Genomic DNA, 16703 nt, shown 5'->3' with positions numbered 1-16703 from the left:
GGAATTCACCCTCCTATTATTTCAATCGTTCTAGTAAAACACGTCAGGGGGATATTTTCCCCCTTGTGTCATTAGTTATTCAATTAAAACTCAAGTACTTTTTTAGCTGTTTCAATTACATCTTTATAGTTTGGAAGCCAAACTGTTTCAGCCTGCGGGAAAGCAAATACAGTATCTGGTGCAGCTACACGCAGAACTGGTGCTTCCAGGCTTAGAATCGCACGGTCATTGATTTCTGCAACGACATTTGCTGCAATACCGGCTTGCTTTTGTGCTTCCTGAACAACAATCGCTCTTCCTGTCTTTTCAACAGAAGCAATAATTGTCTCGATATCAAGAGGAGCCACTGTACGCAAATCGATAACTTCAGCAGATTTCCCTTCTTTTTCAAGCTCTTCAGCTGCTTTTAAAGATTCATGGACCATTGCCCCGTAAGTTACAATCGTTACGTCAGAACCCTCACGTTTAACTTCTGCTTTGCCAAGAGGAATTGTATATTCTTCTTCAGGCACTTCCTGACGGAAAGAACGGTACAATTTCATATGCTCAAGGAAGATAACAGGGTCGTTATCGCGAATAGCTGAGATTAGAAGTCCCTTTGCATCATAAGGAGTTGACGGAATAACAACCTTTAGTCCAGGCTGCTGAGCCATTAATCCTTCAAGGCTGTCAGCGTGCATTTCAGGAGTATGTACCCCTCCCCCGAATGGTGAACGGATTGTAACCGGTGAATTATATCTTCCGCCAGAACGGTAACGCATACGTGCCAGCTGGCCGGAAATAGAATCCATTACTTCATAAACGAATCCAAAGAATTGGATTTCAGGTACCGGACGGAAGCCTTGTAAACCAAGACCGACTGCCAGACCGCCGATTCCGGATTCAGCCAGCGGTGTATCAAATACACGCTCTTCGCCAAATTCTTTTTGAAGGCCTTCGGTAGCACGGAAAACGCCGCCGTTAACGCCCACATCTTCACCGAATACCAATACATTCGGATCGTTGCGCAATTCTGTGCGAAGAGCATCAGTAATTGCCTGAATCATTGTCATTTGCGCCATGGCTTACTTCGACTCCTTTTCTTTGTATAGTTCATACTGTTCTTTTAGGTTGTAAGGCATTTCTTCATACATGATGTTCATAAGATCAGTAACCTTTTGCTTAGGTGTATCGTCAGCCTTTTTAATAGCTTCTTTAATATCTTCTTTTGCTTGTTCAATTACTTCGTTTTCCATATCTTCATTCCAGATTCCCTTATCTTCAAGGAACTTGCGGAAACGAACAAGAGGATCTTTCTTTTCCCATTCATTATCAAGGTCAGAAGTACGGTAGCGTGTTGGATCGTCACCGGCCATTGTGTGCGGTCCGTAACGATAAGTTAATGTTTCGATTAATGTAGGACCTTCACCATTCAATGCACGTTCACGAGCTTCGCGAACAGCTGCATATACAGCAAGCGGATCCATGCCATCAACCTGAATTCCTGGAATACCGGCCGCCACTGCCTTTTGTGCAATTGTTTTAGCTGCTGATTGTTTTTCAACAGGAGTAGAGATTGCAAAACGGTTATTTTGAACAATAAAGATAGCAGGTGCTTTGAATGCTCCTGCAAAGTTGATGCCTTCATAGAAGTCACCTTGTGAAGCACCGCCGTCGCCAGTATAAGTGATGGCAACTTTCTTTTCGCCGCGCTTTTTCATGCCAAGGGCAACCCCTGCAGTCTGAATATATTGTGCTCCAATGATAATCTGAGGTGAAATAACATTTACACCTTCAGGAATATTTCCGCCTTCGAAGTGCCCGCGGGACCATAGGAAAGCCTGGTATAACGGAAGGCCGTGCCAAATGATTTGAGGCACATCACGATAACCTGGAAGAATGAAATCTTCCTTCTCCAGTGCAAAATGAGATGCAAGCTGAGAAGCTTCCTGTCCGGCAGTAGGAGCATAGAAGCCCAAACGGCCTTGTCTGTTAAGTGAAATAGAACGCTGATCAAGAATACGGGTATAAACCATGCGGCGCATTAATTCCTGAAGCTGTTCATCGCTTAAGTCAGGCATTGCTGAATCATTAACAACCTTGCCTTCTTCATTTAAAATTTGTAGAGTTTGGAACTGTTCTTCAACTGTTTCGAGCTGTTTTTTCGCATCGAATTGTGCCTTCTTTGTTTTAGAAGCCATATCAGTCACCCTTTCCTTTCATAAAAAGACGTTAATTAAGAGTTTTTATACACAAAATTTAGGTTACCCAAAACGAAGCCATATTAGATACTCTTTCAAAAAGCAAAAAAGTACTTTTTCAGGCATGTTTTTATTAGCATCTCTAAATAGCAGAACGTTCTTTTCTGCCATATGCATACTTGTAACTAGTGTTCCACAGATCACTTCTAAAAAAACGTCTTTCTGTTCATCTTTAACTATCATATTCTGTATTAGTTTATTTTGCAACAAAATTGATACAGAAATACTTACGAGATTTAGTTTAATACACCTTCAGGACCTTCGTCAATTACCTTGCTTTTTGTTTTTCACAGTTATCATACTTTCTATATTTTTTATCAAATTCCAGAACTGTATTAACGTCTGCACCTGATCTGTATTATAAAAAACTATTATATTTTCATGTGTTATAGTAAAGAAATTTCACCTGTCATTATTTTGAAATAAAAACGTCTGCATACATTTAAGTAAGCGGATTCATAATGATCAGATGTCTCCATACGCATTAATAAACAAAAAACAAAAAATGCCGCGCATTTACATGCCGGCATTAATATTATTCTTTTGTATTTATTTCGAGCCCTGCTTCTCTATAAAAATCAAGTTTTGCTTCATTATACTCTTTTGTTTTTTCATTGAAATGCTTATTTGAAGACAGAATCTTTTCATACATTTCATTTATTTCACTAATTTGAGTTTCAAGCTGTTCGAGAGTAAGGTCTTCCTTTTTAAACATTGCGTACAGCTCTTTATCCAGTTTAAGCGCTTTTGAATAGTCCTCATAAAGAGTGTCATGTATTTTATATCTGCCCATCATTATTTCGTGCAGTTTTTTAGCTTTATCTCTCAGTTTTTGACTCTCTATTTCCTCTATGATCGGAGATAATGATTCAAATTCCTTTTTTGATGCCTGTATGCTTTTCTGCTCTTTCTCCATATGATTTTTCCGCTGGTCCACAATCGAGGAAGCCTCGTCAGACAGCTTCTTAATTTCCTCAAAATCCTTCATTCCCAGGTTGATAATTTTATCGTATAATTCCTTTTCTCTTTTCTCCAGCCTTACTAGCGGTTCCTGCTGCTTTTCAAAGTTCTTTTCTTTTTCAACTACATTCTCCAGAACATCATACACTTTTTCCTCTGGTTTTGGCTTGTTCATACAGCCTGAGAGGAAGATAGCTAAGATTATAAAAACAAGCAACAGTCTGCTTTTGTTCAAAATTGACACGTTGAAACCTCCTTACTTATAACATTTTTAACTATAAAGGTACCCGCCCTGTTTGACAATAGCCCTTTGGTTTGACACTTTTCACAACAGTTCACAGTTTGTCCTTTTTTGAAGTGTATTTAAAATTTATTCGCTTCGTTTTTCCTTTATGACTTGGGCAAAGGCCTACACCATTCATCATTTAAAACATAGGCTATATTAATCGTCCGATGTGGCAAGGCAAAAAAAATGGACGATAATCTTACTTTAGGGAGGTTATCCTTCATGTACGGATATGGCGGATACGGTTATGGATGCGGTTATCCAGTAGCGGGTGCCGGCTGCGGAAACGGCTTTGCGTTAATTGTAGTATTATTCATTCTCTTAATCATAGTTGGCTGCGCTTGCTGGAAGTTTTAATTACTTGAGAAGGTGCCAAAAGCGCCTTCTCTTATTAACTTTTTTCCGCCGCTCTGATAGACTGAATATATTAATATTAACGTAATGCCTGGCAAACCTTTGGCTTTGCCATATGGTCTTCTTGCCAACAATTTAGCCATTTTTTTATTCTTTATTACATAGCGGGAGTGATAATCATGCTGAGCATGCAAGATATTATACGCGACGGCCACCCAACATTAAGGAAAATTGCCGCGGAAGTAAACATGCCTCCATCTGCAGAGGAAAAACAAATCCTGAGGGAAATGATGGAATATGTAAAAAACAGCCAGGATCCTGAGCTTGCTGCTAAATATGGATTAAGGGCAGGCATTGGATTAGCCGCTCCTCAAATTAATATTTCCAAGAGGATGATTGCTGTCCATGTAACCTATAACGGCGAGCTGTTCAGTTATGCATTCTTCAACCCTAAGATTATCAGCCATTCTGTGCAGCGGTCTTATCTGGCTGCAGGAGAAGGCTGTTTGTCCGTTGATGAATCCATACCCGGTTTTGTGCCCCGATATTCAAAAGTGACTGTTAAAGGTATTGACCTGGATGGAAATGAAATAAAACTCAAGCTAAAAGGGTTGCCTGCGATTGTCTTCCAGCACGAGATTGATCATTTAAACGGAATCATGTTTTATGATCACATAAACAAACAAAATCCTTTTGAGCCAATCGAAAATGCCATTGCTGTAGAACGATAGAGTGCCGATGCATTCACAGCATTACAAAAGAAAGCCTCCAGCTATGAAATCGGAGGCTTTTTCTCTGCTATATTAATTGGAGTTCCTTTAGTCCCTTCCAGATTCCTTCCTGGTCCACTCCTGATGTTACGTGGTCTGCTGCCTTCTTAACCACTTCTTCCGCGTTGCCCATTGCTATCCCCGTTCCGACAGCATTCAGCATCTCTATATCATTCAGCCCATCTCCAAATGCATATACATCCTTCAAATCAAATCCAAGTCTTTTAATCATTTGCTTTATCCCTTCAGCTTTGGACCCCCCAGCAGGCAATACATCTACGGAATATGGATGCCATCTGATAAAGCCAAAGTCAGGATATGCAGATGAAGAAATATACTTTTCCTCATCTTTTTCCTCGCAGAACAGCAATGATTGATATAATTCCCTGCCGCTGTAAAACTCCCGGTCTTCCTCAGGATGCGTGAACTTTAAGCTCCCCATGCTTTCCTCTATAAATGGATGATGGGTAACTGAGGCTTTCATTGTTTTCTCATTCATAAACACTAATGGATGTCCGTTTGACTGTGCATGCCGATATAGCTTTTCAATTTCAGCCGTTTTTAGAGGATTCCGGTATATCGGCTCGTTTTCAAATACGACATATTGTCCGTTAAAGCTGACAAATGAATCAATATCAAGCTCACTGCGCAAGTTCTCATACATGAAAGGAGCTCGGCCGGTAGCAATCGCCACAAAGGTCCCATTCTTTTTCAGCTTTTCAATTGCCTCTTTCGTACTATCCGGTAAATTTTTTTCGTGATCCAACAAGGTCCCATCTATATCAAAGAAAACAATCTTTTTCATATAAAACAATCTTCCTTTCAAGCAGTATTCTGCTGGCTTTTATTACTATTTTATCGTAATAAAACACTAAACCCATAAAGTGAAAAAGTCAATTTCATTGCTAGAAAGAATGGCAATTTCCATTTTTACCCACGATAAATTCAGTTATTTTACCATATAATATAATTAAGAAAAGCGGAATCTCCTTGCCCGCGAAGGACGCAGACTAAAAAAGCAGCCCGGTGGAGCTGGACAGCAAGAAAAGCAGCCACATTAATTACAAAAAACGTGTGAAAACGTCCTTGCTGTCTTTACTTTGGACAAGGATCGTTTAAAATAGAAAGTAAGGAGTTGATCCACTATGTTAAAGAAGCTGAGAAAGAAGCTTTTAAAACAGTGGAATGATATGCTTCGAAAAAAATCTATTGCCTGACAAATTTGAGCCCTTCAAACTTGCGAAGGGCTCCTTCCTTATTGTAAATTGGTTATCAGTATACTTTTTACATAGATTCGGAAGCGTATTAGCATCTAAGAGAATTAATATTCATATCCCGCAGGAAAAAACATGTAATACATGTTATTATTTTTATATATTAGATAAAAGTTTTTTATCGGATTAAGGAGAGATAGAAATGATTTTTAAGGTATATTATCAGGAGTCCAAGACAGAAGTACCGGTTAGGGAAAAAACAAAAACGATCTTTGTGGAAGGCGATTCTGAAAGAGACGTTCGCAAAAAGCTGGCTGACCGCAACTATAATATTGAATTTGTAGCATCTGTTCAAGGAGATTTCCTGGATTATGAAAAACAAAGTGAAGACTTTAAAGTATTGGAGATTGAGTAATTTATGAAATTTGTTAAAAATGATCAAACAGCCGTTTTCGCCCTGGGCGGACTTGGCGAAATCGGAAAGAACACTTATGCGGTTCAATTCCAGGATGAAATTATCCTGATTGATGCCGGAATCAAATTTCCGGAGGACGAGCTTCTCGGAATCGATTATGTTATTCCTGATTACACTTACTTAGTTAAAAACGAAGACAAGATAAAGGGATTATTTATTACCCACGGACATGAAGACCATATTGGAGGAATTCCATACCTTCTAAGAGAAGTCAACATACCGGTTTACGGCGGAAAGCTGGCTCTCGGGCTTCTGAGAAATAAACTTGAAGAACACGGTCTATTAAGACAGACCACTCTTCATGAAATCAAGGAAGACGATATCATTAAATTCAGAAAAACTTCCGTGACTTTCTTCAGGACAACTCATAGTATTCCTGATTCATATGGAATCGTTGTCAAAACACCGCCAGGACAAGTTGTTCATACCGGGGACTTCAAATTTGATTTTACCCCTGTAGGAGAGCCTGCCAACCTGACGAAAATGGCCGAAATCGGTAAAGAAGGCGTCCTTTGCCTGCTTTCCGATAGTACAAACAGTGAAATACCTGAATTCACCATGTCTGAACGCCGAGTTGGCGACAGCATTCATGACATCTTCCGCAAGGTTGAAGGACGGATTATCTTTGCCACCTTCGCTTCTAATATCCACCGTCTTCAGCAGGTAACTGAAGCAGCCGTTACAAATGGCAGAAAAATTGCTGTCTTTGGCAGAAGTATGGAAGCAGCCATAAATATCGGTCAGGAACTAGGATATATTCAGGCACCTAAAGATACGTTTATTGATGCACATCAAATTAACAGACTACCAGCGAACCAGGTGACCATTCTTTGTACAGGAAGCCAGGGAGAGCCGATGGCGGCCCTTTCTAGAATTGCTAATGGAACTCATCGCCAGATACAGATCATTCCTGGTGACACTGTTGTATTCTCTTCTTCACCTATTCCAGGGAACACAATCAGTGTCAGCAGAACGATTGACAGACTTTCCCGTGCAGGTGCCGAAGTCATTTATGGTAAATTAAGCGATATTCACACATCCGGTCATGGCGGCCAGGAAGAACAGAAACTAATGCTTCGTTTAATAAAGCCCAAATTCTTCATGCCGATTCATGGTGAATACAGAATGCAGAAAATGCATGCCAAATTGGCTGTAGATTGCGGAGTGGAGGAAGAGAACTGCTTTATCATGGATAATGGTGAAGTTCTGGCTCTCAGCGAAGATTCTGCTCAGGTAGCCGGAAAAATCCCGTCTGGTTCTGTCTATATTGATGGAAGCGGAATCGGTGACATTGGAAATATTGTTTTGCGAGATCGCCGCATTCTTTCTGAAGAAGGTTTAGTGGTTGTTGTAGTGAGTATTAATATGAAGGATTTCAAAATTGCTGCAGGACCTGACTTAATTTCCCGCGGATTCGTTTATATGAGGGAATCCGGAGATTTAATCAATGATGCACAAGCACTCATCACAAAACACTTAAGCAAGGTTATGGAACGCAGAACAACTCAATGGTCAGAAATCAAGAATGAAATTACTGATACGCTTGCACCATTCCTTTATGAAAAAACAAAGCGCCGTCCAATGATTTTGCCGATTATCATGGAAGTTTAAAAGATCCCAAGAGCTATAAATATAAACTAAAAAAAGGCTGTATCGCTCAAAAGAGAGATACAGCCTTTTGCCTATTAAGACATCACTTTCTTTTCAAACCGGTTGATGTCCACGTCTGCTCCAATAACAATAAGAATATCGTCAAATTGTATTTTTTCATTCGCCTGCGGAGAAACGATAATTTCATTTTTTCTTTTAATTGCAACAATGTTGATTCCGTACTTTGCCCGGATATCCAGATCTATAATGCTGTGGCCGGCCAATTTTTCATTAGCCACGATTTCTACTATGCTATGTTCATCAGAGAGTTCCAGATAATCCAGTACATTATTTGAAACAATACTATGGGCAATCCTTCTGCCCATATCCCTTTCAGGATGCACAACATGATCGGCTCCTATTTTCCTCAATACCTTAGCGTGATAATCATTTTGCGCCTTAACCGTAATCTTATTAACTCCCACCTCTTTTAAAATCAAGGTAGTCAGGATAGAGGCCTGAATATTATCTCCAATCGCTACAATAACATGGTCAAAATTGCGTATTCCCAAACTCTTGATTACAGTTTCGTCAGTGGTATCGCCAACTACTGCGTGCGAAGCAACTCTCGCAAATTCATTCACACGGTCTTCATTAACATCAATCGCCATAACCTCCATACCTTCTTCAGCAAGAGCATGGCAGATGCTTCCTCCAAAACGTCCAAGTCCAATTACAGCAAATTCTTTCTTCATCCTATCTTCCCCCAGCCAAGTTAGCAATATAGACAATAATACCATAATAGTGTACACAGCAGAATAGCTATTAGAATTACTTCCTGACAGAAGTAAAACCCCCGTCTGGAGGTTTTAATCTATTCATTAAATTACTTCAAGCATATTAAATTGCTTCAAGCATATTAAATTGCTTCAAGCATATTAAATTGTGCCTTAACCAAATGGAAATATTCACCTTTCGCATTCATCAATTCCTCATGATTCCCCTGTTCTAAAATATTTCCATGATCGAGCACGAAGATTTGATCGGATTCCCTAATAGTCGATAGCCTATGGGCGATAATGATAGCCGTTCTGCCCTTTAAAAGGGTCTTTAATGCCTGCTGGATCTTCATCTCTGTCTCTGTATCAATACTTGCTGTAGCTTCATCAAGTATAAGAATACGCGGGTCTGCAAGCAATGCGCGGGCAAAGGAGAGCAGCTGCCTCTCACCGACCGATAAAACATTCCCTCTTTCCTCCACTTCGGTTTCATATCCCTTTGAAAGTTTTTCAATGAATCCATGTGCACCGACAGCTTTGGCTGCTTCCACTACCTCCTCATCCGTTGCGTCAGGCCTGCCAAAACGGATATTATCGCAGATTGTGCCGGAAAATATGAAAGTATCCTGCAGCACAACACTGATTTGCTTGCGCAAACTTGATAAAGAAACATCCTTTAAATCATAGCCATCTATTTTTACAGTGCCTCCTGTGGGATCATAAAAACGGCTGATTAAATTCGCTATCGTTGTTTTTCCAGATCCTGTATGACCGACGAGTGCTGCTGTTTGCCCTGCTTTTATCTTAAGGGAAACTTCATTTAGGGCTATTCTTTTTTCATCATAAGAAAAAGTGACATTCTCAAATTCTATCTTACCTTCTATCTCCTGCAAATTCACCGCATTGTTTCTTTCTGATACGATTGGCTTCTCATCAAGAAACTCAAAGATTCTTTCAGAGGAAGCCATCCCCATGAGCAGCTGGTTATAAACCATACCAAGCCGGGAAATAGGCTCCCAGAACATCCCTAAATAAAAGGCAAAAGAAACAAATACGCCGATCGATATTGACCCTGTCTGAATCAGATGAGCTCCAAACCAAATCAATACAGCAGTACCCAGGGCATTGGTCAATTCAACCAGCGGTCTGAACATAGCGTTTTTCTGGGAGGCAACCCTCCAGCTTTCAAAGTTCTCTGTGTTCACACCATCAAAGAATGCCATATTCTCTTTTTCCTGTGTAAAAGATTGGGTAATCCTTATTCCCTGTATACTCTCATTTAAATGAGAATTCAATTTGGATTGTTTTAACCGGACAGTTTGCCATGACCTGCGGATATTTCTCCGCAAACTGGTTGAAATAAAAAACATGATGGGCAGGATGACCATTATTGCCAAGGTCAGTTCCGGACTTAGTGTAAATAAAATAATGAAAATCCCTGCCAGCATGATCAAATCCATCAGGAGATTTATGACTCCATTAGTAAAAAGCTCCTGGAGAGAATTAATGTCATTCATGATCCTTACCAGTATGGATCCTGCTGACCGCTGATCAAAAAAACGATGTGAAAGTGTCTGTACGTGTGTAAATAAATGTTTTCGAAGGTCATAAATAACACTTTGGCCAAGCTTATTCATCCATTTAATCCTGAAGTAGTTTGCAGCGTATGAAATGGTGTAAAGCGCTCCAATCAATGAAACCAGGACGGCAAGCAGCCGGCCGTCTTTTTCAATTAATGCCTTATCTAACGTATACACACCAATCATGATTGGAATGATTAGCCTGACTGCCGTATTTATTAATACCATTATAATAGAGAGCGGGAGTAAATTTTTCCTGTACGGCCCCATATAACTGAATAATCGCAGCATCTGCTTCCAATTAAATGGCTTCTCGATCACTTCGTCAGCAGAATATTGGAACCTGTTTAACACTTTGTCATTTTCTGTTTTAGCTTTTTTCAATGACGCACCTCCTAGCCTGCATTTGATTGGAGAACCTTATCGCGGTCCTGATATTGAATATCGTAAATCCGCTGATATGGGCCATTATTTTTAAGCAGCTTTTCATGTGTCCCCCGTTCAGCCACTCTCCCGCTCTCAAGCACAAGTATTTCATCTGCATGCTTAAGGGAAGAAATCCGGTGGGCAATGATAAAAGTAGTTCGATCAGCCATTACTTCTTTCAAAGCTTTTTGTATTCTGAATTCTGTTTCCATATCCACGGCGCTTGTTGCATCATCCAGAACTAAAATGCTTGGATCAGCACAAATAGCCCTTGCTATCGCTATTCTTTGCTTCTGGCCGCCTGAAAGCCCCATGCCCCTCTCGCCAAGAACGGTATCGTATTGATCAGGAAGCTCCATGATAAATTCATGAGCCTGTGCACGTTTGGCAGCTTCAATGATTTCCTCCATTGTTGAGTCAGGCTTCCCAAATGCAATATTTGCCTTAATCGAAGAAGAAAACAAGAAAGATTCCTGAAGAACAAAACTGATGTTGCTTCTCAGAGACTGAAGAGAGTAATCCTGCACATTTATCCCATCAATCATCACATTACCTTCAACCGGCTCATAAAATCTTGTCATAAGCTGTGTTAAGCTCGTTTTACCTGACCCCGTAGAGCCGATTAACCCAATTACCTTTCCCGGCTCAGCATGAAAAGAGATATTTGATAAAGCATCATTGTCATCCTTCGTATATTTCAGGGTAACATTGCGGAATTCCACATCTCCCTGCAAACGCTCTGTATTAACACATGAATCGGTATCCTCAATCTCATTATCTGCTTCAAGAATCTCAATGAGCCGCTCTCCGGATGCTTTTGACTGTGAAAATAGGTTAACAATAAAGCCTAAGTTCATAATTGGCCACATAATATACCAGACAAGGCTGTAAAAGGCGACAAGTTCCCCTGGATTCAGACTGCCGGCCATAACAAGATAACCGCCGTAAGCCAGAAGCAGTACGACACTTAAATTACCGAGAAATTCCATTAACGGGAAGTATTTGGCCCAAATATCCGATGTAAAGAGATATTTATCTCTGTAATCGCTGTTAGAGCCGTTGAATTTATTAATCTCAAAGTCTTCCCGTGATAATGACTTCACAGTATTAATCCCGCTTATATTCTCCTGAACCTTTGTATTCAGACGCCCGAATGATTTCCGGATGCCACGGAAAGCCGGATGTACAGCCTTGTCGAATTTAAAGGTTACTACTGCAAGAAAAGGCAGGGTAATAAGTGTGACAATAGCAAGCGGAACAGAATAATAAAACATGACCGACATACTGATGAGGATCAATAAACAAAAACGAATGAGTTCAGAAAATCCGAATGAAAGAAAGAACCGGAATCCTTCAACATCTGCAGTAAGCCGGGACATTAAATCTCCTGTTTTTGCATTATCATAATACCTGAAAGGCAGGAACTGCAGTTTTTCATATAGTACATTTCTAAGCTTATAGACCGATGTGATTCCAAATAAATCACCAGTGTACTGATGGATATAAGTCGCCGCCCCCTTCACGGCCATTATGGCAATAAAGCCTAAAGCCAAATAAGGGATCCACCCATAATTCCCTCCTATGATAACTTCATCAATGGTCACCTGCAGGATCATTGGATATACAACCGTTATCGCTGTCACAATAAACAGAAAAAATATGGACCAAATAAAGTAATGTTTAATGGCCAATAATATTGCTTTAACTTTTTAAATGTTTCCATCTGCATTCCCCCTTTTAATTTGCGGAAAAATTAGAAAAGTTAGAACGTAATATTAAATATATCGAGTTTCGAAGTATTTTTCCACCCCTTTTTGGTTGATTTAGCACTTTTTTTAAATTCATACTTATAATCAGGACTCAGTTGTTCTCTAAATTATGAATCTGCTGGAAGGCTAAGGTTTGCATCTAAAACACTGTTACGATAGAATGATGACTTTAATACTAATGAAAGGACAGTGGAAGATGGAATATCTAAATTTTTCACAATTAAATTGGGAAGCCCTGCTGATTGATGCCGGCCTTCTTCTATTAAAAATTGCTGCTATCTACTTTGCATTTGTGATTGTTAAATCAGCTGGGAACAAAATCATCCAAAAAAGCTTTGAGGGGATTGCGAAAAAGGAAAGAATATCCCCCGGAAGGTCGAAAACACTTCTAAGTCTTGCTGAAAACATATTCTCCTATGTTCTTATTTTTATTTTCGCTGTTACGATTCTGCAAATTTTTGGAATAAAGGCAACTGCCATTCTTGCCGGTGCAGGGGTAATCGGTTTAGCAGTCGGCTTTGGAGCACAGGGTCTTGTCAGCGATGTAGTAACAGGATTTTTTATCTTGCTGGAGAGGCAAATTGACGTAGGTGATTATGTAACAACTGGAAATTACTCAGGAATAGTGGAGCAGATTGGATTAAAAACCACTCAAATCCGAGGATTTGACGGAACTTTGCATTACCTGCCGAACCGGGAGATTACCAGTCTGAGCAACCATTCACGCGGAAACATGCGTGCACTGGTGGATATAGGAATTTCTTATGATGACAATATTGATGAAGCTATCACAGTCCTTCAGGAAGCATGCGACAGGATCGCTCAGGAAAACCAGGCGATTGTTGAGGGCCCGAATGTCATTGGTGTCCAAACATTAGGTTCATCTGATGTTGTACTAAGAATCATTGCCAAGACTGAAAACATGGAACAGTGGGCTGTTGAACGGCAGCTTAGAAAAGCGCTGAAGGAAGCTTTGGATGCCAGCGGTATTGAAATTCCATTCCCCCATCAGGTGCTGATTCAAAAACAGGCAGGAACAGATAGTGCTGCCGGATAAAGTGAAACATCAATCAGTGGGGATTTTCTTTATCCCCACTGATTGTTAGTTGAACCAATCGGGCCTTTACGGGCAGTTTGACCCCCACTTATCCCCCATTGGCTCCTCTGAATCTTGTAATGGGGGTCTTACTGCCCGTTAGACTGCGATAAAGAGAAAGCAAAAAAGCTGATTTCGCAGATCCTAAAAGGGTTTATGAAATCAGCTTTATTATAGTTATATATGCTTTAGCCTTTATATTTTAAATATGCTGCAATCAATTCAATTGCAGTTTCGATTGCATTTTCATTCGGATTAAGTCTGGCATGATGAAGTCCATATTCTGAGTCGACTCCAAGCCAAAACATGAAGCCCGGAATTTCTTCAAGCATATAGCCGAAGTCCTCACCTGTCATGGCTTCACGGCATTCAACCACTTTTATGTCTGTATTGGTGCGTGCAAAATCCATGAATTCCCTTGCTAAGGTTTCCTCATTGTAAACCTGATGATACATGCTTCCGTAGTTAATTGAAGCTTCACATTCAAACCCAACTTCAATACCTTTAACAAGTGCCTGAATTCTGCTTTTCACCTTCTTCATTGATTCTGGAGACAGAGTGCGAATGGTACCTTCAAGCCTTGCTTTTTCAGCTATGATGTTTTGAACAGTGCCACCTGTTATTTTTCCAATTGTAACGACTGCGCTGTCAAGGGGGTCAACGTTCCTCGAAATGATGGACTGAAGCTGGCTGACCAGGGCACATGCTGCCACGACCATATCATTGGTATTATGCGGATATGCGGCATGTCCCCCTTTTCCTTTTAAATCAATAAATAGCTCCGACGTATTTGCAAAAAGCAAGCCTTCCCTCAATGCGATGGTTCCGACAGGATATTCCGGAGCAATATGGAGGGCCAATATCATATCCGGTTTCCATTCCTTCATTATTTCAGATTTAAGCATAGGTTCTGCTCCGCCAGGCCCTTCTTCAGCTGGCTGAAATATAAACAATAAATCATCGTTAATGCGTTCTTCTATGAATTTTGTTATTAGGCCAAGTGCAATAGACATATGAAAATCATGCCCGCAGGCATGCATTTGTTCACTATGCTCGGATTTGAACGGCAGACCTGTCTCCTCTACAATCGGAAGGCCGTCTATATCAGCACGATACCCAATCATCCTGGATGGGTTCCTGCCGCTGATTTTCACAAAAATACCCGTTTTCCAAGTTTTTATTTCCAAATTGTCCTGAGGGAGAGAATACAGGTAATCTAATAGAAACTGCTGTGTTTTAAATTCACGGAACCCTAACTCCGGTATTTTATGCAGCTCCCGCCGTAATGAAACGAATGGATTGTTTGTGACCAAACTATCTTCCCCCTTTTTAAAAATGCCCCTATATATTCCTTCACACAAATAGCAATCATGAATTATCCCTTTAGAAAAAGCGCGGATCGAGATCCACGCTTTTTAAACTATTATAATTGGCGAAGTTCCTGCTTAATTTCAGTCTTAGACTTAGTCTTTTCATCAATCTCTTTAATCACACGAGCTGGTGTGCCTGCCACCACTGTATATGGGGGTACATCGTCAATGACAATGGCACCCGCAGCAACTACAGCACCCTTGCCAACAGTTACACCTTCGAGAACCACTGCATTGGCTCCGATTACTACATCATCTTCTACAACAACAGGTTTTGCTGAAGGAGGCTCAATAACGCCTGCTAATACAGTTCCTGCTCCAATATGGCAATTCTTGCCGACTGTAGCTCTTCCGCCAAGTACAACATTCATATCGATCATTGTGCCTTCACCGATCACGGATCCGATATTTATGGAGGCACCCATCATGATTACAGCGTTATCCCCGATTTCTACTTGGTCACGGATGATGGCACCCGGCTCAATGCGCGCTTTAATATTTTTCATATCAAGCAATGGAATCGCAGAGTTTCTGCGGTCATTCTCAATTACATAATCTTCAATTTTTGACTGGTTTGCTTCAATAGCCTGGCTAATTTCAGACCATTCACCAAACACTACTCCGGTACTGCCATTTACAAAGGACTTAGCTGAAGCTCCGAAGTCGATTCCCTCTAAATCACCTTTAATATAAACCTTTACAGGTGTGGATTTTGTGCTGTTCTGGATAAAAGAAATAATCTCATTGGCATCCATCATTTTCATAATAAAAATCCTCCTCTATGTATAACATTGCAACTAGAATTACTTTAACAAACAAAAGCGCTGAAAACAAGAAAAAAAAATGACGGAAGAAAAAATGGGGTTTCACTGTCTTTCTTCTTCAATGTGCTCCTTTATCAACTCAACAAATGCCTGCACCTGCTTGAGCTGAAAGGCCGATTCGTATCCCAGAAGCCACGTATCACGCTTAATCGGCAAATTATTCTCGTCAAGCAGCGGGATCTTAAAAATATTTTTCTCTGCACCATTCAGCGTAATGGCCGGGAGAATGGCGTACCCTATTCCATTGAAAGTCATTTGCTTGCATGTTTCAATTTGGTCAACTACTATTGTTCTTTTTGGAGAAGTTTTGAACTGCCGCAGCCACCAGTCCTGAATTTCCTGATAATAGTTTGAATCACTCTTAAACTGAATAAATGGCCGATCTGTTTCAAGAACCTGCTCCGGCCTTGTAATTTCTGTATCAACCAGATAAAGACTGTCCTTAAATAAAGGGATTTTAATCCCCTTCCAATCCGGAGTTCCTCTGATAATTCCAATATGAACCTGATCATCATAAAGAGATTTTAATATTTCACTGCTCCAGCCGGTAATCAGAGATATTTTTGCCTGGGGATAGCGGCTGACAAACTTTTTAAGAACCTGCGGCAGCCAATTCTGTCCAACAATTGAAGCAACTGCAATTTTTAAAGTTCCATGAACCTCCGAATTAAGGGCAGTAATTGACTCCCTCACTTTTTCTTCCTTGGCCAGAACTTCATTTACAAATTGAATAACAATTTCTCCAGCCGGTGTCAGAGACAATCCCTTTTGGGAGCGGAGGAATAGCTTGTTGCCCCATTCCTTTTCAATATTCACAAGGCGCTGTGAAAGCGCCGGCTGCGATACAAATAAACGCTCAGCCGCTTTTCTCATATTCATTTCCTGTGCCAGTACCGATAATAGATGAAATTCTGTTAGTGAAGACATAAACATCTTCCCTTCATAACTTTTTCTTATAGTATATCTTAAT

At 40.4% G+C, this 16703-nt stretch carries 14 protein-coding genes and 1 pseudogene; 5 read left to right on the top strand and 10 right to left on the bottom strand.

The features are described from left to right. Window positions 1-83: 83 nt before the first annotated feature. The 3 genes from CE058_RS12460 to CE058_RS12450 form a co-directional block, all read right to left on the bottom strand. A complete protein-coding gene (locus tag CE058_RS12460) occupies window positions 84-1061 on the bottom strand; it encodes an alpha-ketoacid dehydrogenase subunit beta (protein ID WP_048010636.1) in 978 nt (325 codons plus the stop codon). A 3-nt stretch (window positions 1062-1064) separates the two neighbouring features. Continuing rightward, the gene (pdhA, locus tag CE058_RS12455; protein ID WP_048010637.1) at window positions 1065-2180 is read right to left on the bottom strand and encodes a pyruvate dehydrogenase (acetyl-transferring) E1 component subunit alpha; all 1116 of its coding nucleotides are present in this window, start codon (window positions 2178-2180) and stop codon (window positions 1065-1067) included. Window positions 2181-2775: 595 nt separating this feature from the next. Next, window positions 2776-3444 (bottom strand): YkyA family protein, encoded by a 669-nt coding sequence (locus CE058_RS12450; protein ID WP_048010638.1) that lies wholly within the window; start codon window positions 3442-3444, stop codon window positions 2776-2778. Between the two features lie 264 nt (window positions 3445-3708). On the opposite strand from CE058_RS12450, the gene CE058_RS12445 reads away from it, so the two are divergent. Together CE058_RS12445 and def are read left to right on the top strand one after the other, a co-directional pair. Next, window positions 3709-3843 carry a YjcZ family sporulation protein gene (locus CE058_RS12445; RefSeq protein ID WP_082139011.1) on the top strand — a complete coding sequence of 45 codons (135 nt, stop codon included), beginning with the start codon at window positions 3709-3711 and terminating at the stop codon, window positions 3841-3843. A gap of 176 nt (window positions 3844-4019) precedes the next feature. Further along, window positions 4020-4571, top strand: coding sequence for a peptide deformylase (gene def / locus CE058_RS12440; protein ID WP_048010640.1), 552 nt, complete (start codon window positions 4020-4022; stop codon window positions 4569-4571). Window positions 4572-4638: 67 nt separating this feature from the next. Here def and CE058_RS12435 read toward each other — a convergent pair whose 3' ends face one another. Then, complete coding sequence (locus CE058_RS12435) at window positions 4639-5415, bottom strand: Cof-type HAD-IIB family hydrolase (protein WP_048010641.1); 777 nt, start codon at window positions 5413-5415, stop codon at window positions 4639-4641. Between the two features lie 611 nt (window positions 5416-6026). Between CE058_RS12435 and CE058_RS12430 the strand changes: the two genes are divergently transcribed. Continuing rightward, on the top strand, window positions 6027-6239 hold the full coding sequence (locus CE058_RS12430; RefSeq protein ID WP_048010642.1) for a DNA-dependent RNA polymerase subunit epsilon: 213 nt from the start codon (window positions 6027-6029) through the stop codon (window positions 6237-6239). 3 nt (window positions 6240-6242) lie between these two features. Beyond that, the gene (gene rnjA / locus CE058_RS12425) at window positions 6243-7910 is read left to right on the top strand and encodes a ribonuclease J1 (protein ID WP_035328584.1); all 1668 of its coding nucleotides are present in this window, start codon (window positions 6243-6245) and stop codon (window positions 7908-7910) included. A gap of 74 nt (window positions 7911-7984) precedes the next feature. On the opposite strand, the gene CE058_RS12420 is transcribed toward rnjA, so the two are convergent. The 3 genes and pseudogenes from CE058_RS12420 to CE058_RS12410 all read right to left on the bottom strand — a co-directional run bounded on the left by CE058_RS12420 (window position 7985) and on the right by CE058_RS12410 (window position 12397). After that, on the bottom strand, window positions 7985-8644 hold the full coding sequence (locus tag CE058_RS12420) for a potassium channel family protein (RefSeq protein WP_048010643.1): 660 nt from the start codon (window positions 8642-8644) through the stop codon (window positions 7985-7987). A 164-nt stretch (window positions 8645-8808) separates the two neighbouring features. Continuing rightward, window positions 8809-10632 carry an ABC transporter ATP-binding protein gene (locus CE058_RS12415; RefSeq protein WP_048010644.1) on the bottom strand — a complete coding sequence of 608 codons (1824 nt, stop codon included), beginning with the start codon at window positions 10630-10632 and terminating at the stop codon, window positions 8809-8811. Between the two features lie 11 nt (window positions 10633-10643). Beyond that, window positions 10644-12397, bottom strand: a pseudogene (locus CE058_RS12410) (ABC transporter ATP-binding protein). Between the two features lie 242 nt (window positions 12398-12639). On the opposite strand from CE058_RS12410, the gene CE058_RS12405 reads away from it, so the two are divergent. Beyond that, on the top strand, window positions 12640-13500 hold the full coding sequence (locus CE058_RS12405; protein WP_048010646.1) for a mechanosensitive ion channel family protein: 861 nt from the start codon (window positions 12640-12642) through the stop codon (window positions 13498-13500). Between the two features lie 227 nt (window positions 13501-13727). On the opposite strand, the gene CE058_RS12400 is transcribed toward CE058_RS12405, so the two are convergent. The 3 genes from CE058_RS12400 to CE058_RS12390 all read right to left on the bottom strand — a co-directional run bounded on the left by CE058_RS12400 (window position 13728) and on the right by CE058_RS12390 (window position 16660). Further along, window positions 13728-14852, bottom strand: coding sequence for an N-acetyldiaminopimelate deacetylase (locus CE058_RS12400; protein ID WP_163142991.1), 1125 nt, complete (start codon window positions 14850-14852; stop codon window positions 13728-13730). A gap of 110 nt (window positions 14853-14962) precedes the next feature. After that, complete coding sequence (dapD, locus tag CE058_RS12395; protein WP_048010648.1) at window positions 14963-15673, bottom strand: 2,3,4,5-tetrahydropyridine-2,6-dicarboxylate N-acetyltransferase; 711 nt, start codon at window positions 15671-15673, stop codon at window positions 14963-14965. A gap of 102 nt (window positions 15674-15775) precedes the next feature. Beyond that, the gene (locus CE058_RS12390; protein WP_048010649.1) at window positions 15776-16660 is read right to left on the bottom strand and encodes a transcriptional regulator CcpC; all 885 of its coding nucleotides are present in this window, start codon (window positions 16658-16660) and stop codon (window positions 15776-15778) included. Window positions 16661-16703: the final 43 nt, after the last annotated feature.

Source organism: Bacillus sp. 22-7 (genome assembly GCF_010628845.1).
GTDB lineage: Bacteria > Bacillota > Bacilli > Bacillales > Cytobacillaceae > Cytobacillus > Cytobacillus firmus_B.
Note: the sequence above shows the minus strand (reverse complement) of the source record. Positions and strands in the feature narration are given on the sequence as shown.